Below are 3,123 nucleotides of genomic sequence, written 5' to 3' on the forward strand. Positions count from 1 at the left end.
CGCCCGAAACTGTTCAAACGGCCCACCGTCACCATCGACATTGGTCCGCCGCTTGACCTGACCGATCTCAGGCAGCTCGGGCCCGGTCCCGAAGCGGCGATCGCCGGTACGCGCCGACTTGCCGACGCTCTGGCTCAGATGCTGGATCAACTGGCAGAGCGACACGGCGCGAGCGACCAATCCTCACGCTGCCGGTCATGAGCAACGTCCTCGTGACAGCCCGGTGAAGAATAGACGGGATTGGTGGCGAGATCTCCGCGTCCGAAATGGCGATGGCCCCGAGAAGTCCTGGGGCCATCGGCGACTGAATGTGAGTCACTCGATCAGTTCTGGACCTGATGTCGTCGTAGATGTGGAAACTGCCGGCCAGCACCGCCACTCACGATGATGCGCAAGCCGCGGGGAGCCCATTCGGGCCGATCTGGTGGACGCCGACTCCCGGCTCGTCCCCGAGCAGCCAGGACAACGAACGTCCTCTGAACTCAAGGAAGTGCGCAAAGACCAGTTGAGAGCGCTGGCATGATCGTGCGGGTCGCGCTCGGCGAAGGCGGCCAAGCGAAACGCAACGCCTACACAACCCACGCTGTTCGCAGCCCAGGGGACTGCTGATAGAAGACGGTGCGGGGTCCCAACATCTTCGGCATCCGCTAGATCGATTCTCATCGTCGAGGATCGACTGGGTCAACGTAAATCGAAGCCAAGACGACCTCCGGTGCTGTCGTCGATCGGCATGCGCGGCAGCTCTACATAGCTTCTGCCGCGGCGCCCGCGCAGCCCGCGAACCGTCGGCCCTGTGCCTCCGGGAACGTCCCGCTTGGTGGTCGTCTGCCCCTGCAGTCGCACCTTGTGCGACCCCGAGGACATCACTGAGTACATCTCATTGCTGCATTCAGCTGTGAGCCCCAATGACGATTGTTGACGGACGCTGGCGAGTCCCAAAACCCGATCCCCACCAGGTGATTGGAAGGCTCGAAACCGGGCGGCACGCATGCTACGAAGGTTCGTAGATGGTCCGTCCCCCGGGGGGACGGACCGGTGTCATTTCAGGGGTCTTTGACGAGACGTGACGGGCGGTGACGAGGACATCATGCACGGTGGGGTGAAGTTCTACCGCGGCTCGGCAGCCGCCGCACGCTCCTATGTCGAGGCCGACCACTCACGTGGCGATGACTACTACCTCGCCGAGGGAAGCGGCGTTGCCGAGCACTACGCCGTCAACGTGAGCGGCGACGGAACTGTCATCGATCGGCGTCCCGATCTCGACGGCCCGACGTACGAAAAGTGGGTGGCCGGGTACGACGTGTCCACCGGTCAGCCGAAGGGCCGGTTGCGCGATGACGATCGCGCGTTGAGGTTCGTCGAGGTGGTCGTCAATGGACCCAAGACCTGGTCGCTCGCGGCCGCACTCCATCCGGATCTCGCTGCTGCTTACGAAGCGGCACAGACCCGCGCGGCCGAGGAGGTCATCGGGTGGGTTGCCCAGCACGCAACCACACGCGTCGGTCCGCGCGGACGCCAGGTCCAGGTACCCGTCGAGAAGATCGAGGCCGCGGTCGTGCGGCACTACACATCGCGTGCCGGTGACCCGCACCGTCACCTGCACGTTCAGATAAACGCGCGCGTGCACGCGGCAGGTGCATGGCGTGGCTTGCACTCCGTCGGAGTTGTTGACTCCATCGAGGCGCTCAATGGCATCGGTCACGCCGCCGTGATGTGCGACCCCGAGTTCCGCACCGCGCTCGCCGAACATGGCTACACGCTCGACGACTCCGGCGAGATTCAGCAGCTCGCGCCGTACGCCGGTCGGTTCAGCCAACGAACCTCGCAGATCAACCGCAACGTCGACCGCTACGAAGCCGCATGGCGCACCGAGCACCCCGGCGAGGAGCCGGGGCCGAAGCTGCGACAGTCGTGGGATCGTCGCGCGTGGGCTGATGCACGTCCCGACAAGGTTGTACCGGCCGACGGCGTCGACCTTGTCACTCGGTGGAACGTCGAGCTGCACGACCTCGGCTTCCGTCTACCGATAGAACCCGTCGAGGTGCGAGCGACGACTATCGGTCGGTTGCGTCGCGACGCTGCCGTTGATCTCGTCCTCACCCGGCTCGGAGCGAAACGCTCGGCCTGGAACGCCGCCGACATTCGCGGCGAAGTCGAGAAACTGATCCCCGCGGTCGGCATCATCGCCGACCGAGCCGCACGCACGGAGCTGGCCGAAGACCTCACCGCACGCGCGGTCGCCTGCTGCCGGCCGTTGCGCGAACGCGGTGACGTGCCGGACCACATCAGGAACCTCACCTCCGACCGGGTACTCGACGTCGAAGCGAAACTCATCGACGCCATCGCAACGCGCGTACTGCAACCGGTCCAACGTCCGGGCCGGATCACGAACAGCGACCACCTCGATGCCGCGCAACGGGCGGTCGTCGCGGCACTTGCCGGCGACGCCGGCCTCCTCGTCATTGAGGGTGCGGCCGGCACCGGAAAGACCACCACCCTCGCCGCCGCCCGCGCTGCCCTCGATGCGCAGTACCGCCGACTTCTTGTCGTCACACCGACCCTCAAAGCAGCACAGGCTGCGCGACAGCAGGTCGGCACCGATGCGTTCTCCGCGGCTTGGCTCATCCACCAAAATGGTTTCCGATGGGACCAGGACGGCCACTGGTCACGCATCAACCTCGCCCGCGAACAGATCAACGTCGCCGCACGGCTGTCACCCGGCGACGTCCTGCTCATCGACGAAGCCGGGATGCTCGACCAGGACACTGCCCGCGCACTGTTTGCGATCGCCGACCGCGCCTGCGCGACTGTTGCGCTTCTCGGGGACCGCCACCAACTGCCCGCCGTCGGTCGCGGCGGGCTACTCGACATCGCCGCACGCTGGACACCACCAACCGCACATCTCGAGCTCGAGTCCGTGCATCGATTCGTCGATCCGGAGTACGCCGACCTCAGCCTGAAGATGCGCGAAGGCGACCACCCAGCCGACGTCTTCGACGCCCTCCTCGAGCGCGGACTCATCAGCGTTCACGCCACCGATGTCGAACGCACCGCCGCCCTCGCGGACATCGGCGCCGCAAGCGAGGACCTGATCATCGCCGACACCCGCGAACAGGTCGGCGC

The 3,123-nt window shown here is 65.8% G+C and carries 2 protein-coding genes; both read left to right on the forward strand.

What is annotated here, in order from left to right:
* A partial coding sequence (locus GX543_RS11010) for a hypothetical protein (protein WP_290851948.1) occupies positions 1-201 on the forward strand: 201 nt, incomplete at its 5' end.
* An 862-nt stretch (positions 202-1,063) separates the two neighbouring features.
* Positions 1,064-3,123, forward strand: a 2,060-nt coding sequence (gene mobF, locus GX543_RS11015) for a MobF family relaxase (protein ID WP_290851949.1), incomplete at its 3' end; no start/stop codon positions are given.

Origin of the sequence: Gordonia sp. (in: high G+C Gram-positive bacteria), from assembly GCF_012515855.1 — a bacterium.
Classification (GTDB): domain Bacteria; phylum Actinomycetota; class Actinomycetes; order Mycobacteriales; family Mycobacteriaceae; genus Gordonia.